The following is a 3,984-nucleotide window of genomic DNA, read 5'->3' on the forward strand; positions in this document are numbered from 1 at the left end:
GGGTTGCAGCCAGTCGCCATCGTGGGCCACTACCAGCTCGGTATCCGGGGTCAGGGCGGCGCGAAAGCGGCTCATCAGATCCAGCGGCAGGGCGGGGCCGTCGCAGGGGACAAACAGCACCCAGTCATGACGGGCGGCGGCAAGGCCAGCCTGCATGCCCGCCAGCGGGCCGAGATAGTCGTTGTTGTCATCGCTGATGACCGTGGCCAGCGCCTGATAGCGGGGCTGACTGCGGTTGGCGTTGATCAGCACCTCATCCACCTGGGGGCGCAGGCGCGCCAAAACGTGGTCGATAAGAGGGCGTCCCGCCAGTGCTACCCATCCCTTGTCTTCGCCCCCCATCCGGGTGGCGCGGCCTCCTGCCAGGATCACTGCTGATACGGCAACGGGATCAGAGTGGCTGTCGCTTTTTGAAGTCATGTCGCTCGATGATTTTTAAAGGGGTCGTCTCTTGCAGCTGGCCACGGGCGAGGGTCCATTGCCGCTCGCACAGGTCGGTCAGGGCGTTGCTCTGGTGGCTGATGACGACCAGGCCGCTGCCATGTTCCCGCAGATCTTGCGCCAATGCGGCCATCAGGGCAACCGAATGTGTGTCCAGATTGGCGGTGGGCTCATCCATCAGCAGAAAGGCCGGTTGCAGCGCCCAGGCGCGAGCCATTGCCAGCCGTTGCCGTTCGCCACCCGAGAGAATGCTGATGTGCTCCCGCGCCAGCCCCTCCAGCTCGACCCGGCGCAGCGCCTCGAACACCCGGATCTCGCTGCCGAGCTGTTTATCCAGCGCCCAGGCCACGTTGTCGTGCACCGTGCGATCGAACAGATAGGGGGTCTGGTGCAGATAGGTGACCCGGCCCGGCCCCAGATCCCGCTTGAGCAGCCGGTTGAGCCGCTGTTGCCAGCGCCCCGGCAGATTGGTGTGGCCGCGGGTGGGGGTCAGCAGCCCCGCCAGGATCTTGAGCAAGGTGGTCTTGCCCACCCCGTTGGCCCCATGCAGCCAGATGGTATCCCCCGGTGCGATGGCGAGCCGGTCAATCTCGAACAGCTGGCGCTCGCCAAAGCGCATCGTCAGCTGGTGGGCGGTCAGGGCCATGGGGTACTCCTGTTGATACACAGTGGGGTCATGGTCAGTTCTTCAGATAGCTGTGGCCGCGACACGCCGTCAGCAGCAGGTTGAGCAACAGCGCCAGGGTGAGCAGCACTATGCCGAGCGCCACCCCCTGGGTGAAGGCCCCTTTCTGGGTTTCCAGCGCGATGGCGGTGGGGATATTGCGGGTGAAGTGCAGGATATTGCCCCCCACCATCATGGAGCAGCCCACCTCGGTGACGATGCGGCTAAAGGCGCCGATGATGGCGGCCAGCAGGCCAAAGCGGCACTCGTGCATCAGGCCGATCAGCGCCTTGGGCCAGGAGACCCCCAGGGTCAGGGCAGTCTCCCAGGCACGCCGGTCGCTCTGGACAAACGCCGCGTGGGCCATGGTGGCGATCACCGGGAAGGCGATCAGCATCTGCCCCACCACCATTGCCTGCTGGGTAAAGAGCAGCTTCCAGTCGCCAAAGGGGCCGGCCCGCGACAGCAGCATATAGAGCAAGAGGCCAATCACCACGGTCGGCACCGATTGCAGGGTATTGATGCAGGAGAGCCAGAGCCAGCGGCCGGGCAGCGGCAGATAGGCCAGGGCAAAGCCCAGCAGCAAGGCTGGCAGCAGCACCAGCAGTAGGGCGATGCAGGAGACGGAGAAGGAAACCCCCACCACCTGCCACAGTTCGGTGTCACCACTGAACAGCAGGGCGAGGGCCGCTAATGTCGTGTCGAGCAGGGTCGGCATCAGGCGCCTCCCTCAGCGAACCGGGGGAGGGCCATCAAGGTCATCGCAGGGGTCAGCGTTGCCATTATTTCCCGTTGGCATCCGCCACAAACAGCGCCTGACCGGCTACCTTGAAGTCGCCGATCAGCTTCTGGCCATGTTCGGAGACCAGCCAGTTTTTCAGGGTGCGGGCCCCTTCGGTGTTGAGATCCGGGTAGCGCTTGGGGTTGACCAGGATCACCTGATAGGGGTTGAACAACCGCTTGTCACCCTCCAGCAGCACGGCGAGATCCAGTTTGCTCTGGTAGGCGAGCCAGGTGCCGCGGTCGGTCAGGGTGTAGGCACCCAGCTCCGAGGCCATGGTCAGGGTGGGGCCCATCCCCTGGCCGATGGATTTGTAACCGGCAAACTCGGGTTTGACGTCAGCGGCTTGCCACAGGGTCTTCTCCTTGATGTGGGTGCCGGACTCGTCACCGCGGGAGATAAAGGTCTGGCCTTTATCCTTGATGGCCTGTAGCCCCTTGGCCGCGTCGTGCAGTTTGCTCAGACCTGCCGGATCTTTCGCCGGGCCAACGATAACGAAGTCGTTGTACATCAGGTGTACCGGCTCGATGCCAAAGCCCGCATCGACGAACTTCTTCTCGGCAGAGGGGGCGTGGGTCATCACCAGATCCGCGTCGCCATTTTCGCCCATCTTCAGGCTCTGGCCGGTACCGGCCGCCATTACCTGCACCGGATAACCGGTCTCCTTGGTGAACTGGGGCAGCAGCCAGCCCAGCAGACCGGACTGCTCGGTGCTGGTGGTGGTGGCCAGGCGGATCGGCGCTTTTGTGGCATTAGTATCCGCTTCGGCGTGGGCCGCACCGGCGATCAGCAGGCTGGCGGCGAGGGAGAGGGCAAAACGTTTGAGGTTGGTTTTTATCGTCATCGTGATGCAACTTTTTTCAGGGTGGATGAGGAGAGGGCAAGAGTAAGCAAGCAGGGTGCCAAACTGTTCCTTTGCCGGTGCATTAACGGTTTGCCTTTTAAAAACAGAAGCTTATTAGAATCAATTAGGTGAGCTTGTTATCGCTTTTAATAATTGGTGTTGGTGCTTTTGATACGGTAAGGACAAAATGTCCCACTAAGGTTCCGGTTATCGGGACATTCACCGACCGTACGTGCATCCGAGGTACTTTTTTCCATGACACTCCCTCCCAGCCGCTGGTCTGCCCTCTCCCTGCTTATCGTTGACGATGAGCCCGGCATGCGCAGCTTTCTGGCCAAGGCGCTGGCCAAGCGCTTCGCCCAGATTGAGACTGCCGCCAGTGTGGAGGAGGCGGAAGCCCTGCGCTGCCGCCTTCACTTCGACCTTATCATCGCCGACATCCGGCTGCCGGGGCGCTCCGGCATCGAATGGCACGAGGCCATCGACCCCGGCACCCGCCGCAGCGACATCATCTTCATGACCGGTTTTGGCGATATGGAGACCGCCCTCAAGGCGCTGCGCCTCGGCGCCAGCGACTTTATCCTCAAGCCCTTCAACCTCGATCAGATGGTGCAGGCGGTGGACAGAGTCATCGAGCGCCGCCAGATGGAGCGGGAGAACCTGCTGCTGCGCCGGGAGGTGAGCAAGCTCTTCCCGCCCACCCTGATTGGCGACAGTGCCAAGACCCGCGAGCTCAAGACGCTCATCGCCAGAGTGGCTCCCTCCAACGCCGCCGTGCTGGTGGAGGGGGAGTCCGGCACCGGCAAGGAGCTGGTGGCCCGCGCCCTGCATCAACTCTCTGGCCGGATGGGGGCCTTTGTGCCCCTCAACTGCGCCTCCATCGCGCCGGAGCTTTTGGAAAGCGAGCTGTTTGGCCATGTGCAGGGGGCCTTTACCGGCGCCCGCAAGGGGCGCGACGGCCTGTTTCGGGTCGCCCATCAGGGCACCCTGTTTCTCGACGAGATCGGCGAAATGCCCCTTGCCATGCAGGCCTCGTTGCTGCGGGCGCTGGAGCAGAAGGCCATCCGCCCGGTCGGGGCCGAGCGCGAATTGGCGGTGGATGTGCGCATCGTCGCCGCCACCAACCGCAACCTCAAGGCCGAGGTGGAGGCGGGCCGCTTTCGTGAAGATCTCTTCTATCGTCTCAACGTGGTGGCGCTGCCGGTCGCCCCGCTGCGGGAGCGGATCGACGATATCCCCGCGCTGGTACACCAC

At 63.3% G+C, this 3,984-nt stretch carries 5 protein-coding genes; 1 reads left to right on the forward strand and 4 read right to left on the reverse strand.

The genetic code is table 11. From position 1 onward, the window contains the following. The 4 genes from mobA to AACS18_RS07880 all read right to left on the reverse strand — a co-directional run. Positions 1–420: molybdenum cofactor guanylyltransferase MobA (gene mobA, locus AACS18_RS07865; protein ID WP_108612157.1), on the reverse strand; the 420-nt coding region annotated here is incomplete at its 3' end. Then, entirely contained in the window at positions 392–1,087 is a 696-nt protein-coding gene (locus AACS18_RS07870) for an energy-coupling factor ABC transporter ATP-binding protein (RefSeq protein WP_108612155.1), read from the reverse strand. The genes mobA and AACS18_RS07870, both read right to left, overlap by 29 nt. A gap of 34 nt (positions 1,088–1,121) precedes the next feature. After that, complete coding sequence (locus tag AACS18_RS07875; RefSeq protein ID WP_005347674.1) at positions 1,122–1,823, reverse strand: ABC transporter permease; 702 nt, start codon at positions 1,821–1,823, stop codon at positions 1,122–1,124. 64 nt (positions 1,824–1,887) lie between these two features. Then, entirely contained in the window at positions 1,888–2,730 is an 843-nt protein-coding gene (locus AACS18_RS07880) for a substrate-binding domain-containing protein (RefSeq protein ID WP_108612156.1), read from the reverse strand. 255 nt (positions 2,731–2,985) lie between these two features. On the opposite strand from AACS18_RS07880, the gene AACS18_RS07885 reads away from it, so the two are divergent. Further along, a partial coding sequence (locus AACS18_RS07885) for a sigma-54-dependent transcriptional regulator (RefSeq protein ID WP_258228680.1) occupies positions 2,986–3,984 on the forward strand: 999 nt, incomplete at its 3' end.

The organism is Aeromonas sp. HMWF015 (assembly GCF_963878965.1).
Lineage (GTDB): Bacteria > Pseudomonadota > Gammaproteobacteria > Enterobacterales > Aeromonadaceae > Aeromonas > Aeromonas veronii.

Excerpts from the sequence above, each read along its gene's own strand:
- AACS18_RS07880 (WP_108612156.1), bottom strand. The coding sequence starts at position 2,730 with ATGACGATAAAAACCAACCTCAAACGTTTTGCCCTCTCCCTCGCCGCC.
- AACS18_RS07875 (WP_005347674.1), bottom strand. The coding sequence starts at position 1,823 with ATGCCGACCCTGCTCGACACGACATTAGCGGCCCTCGCCCTGCTGTTC.
- AACS18_RS07870 (WP_108612155.1), bottom strand. The coding sequence starts at position 1,087 with ATGGCCCTGACCGCCCACCAGCTGACGATGCGCTTTGGCGAGCGCCAG.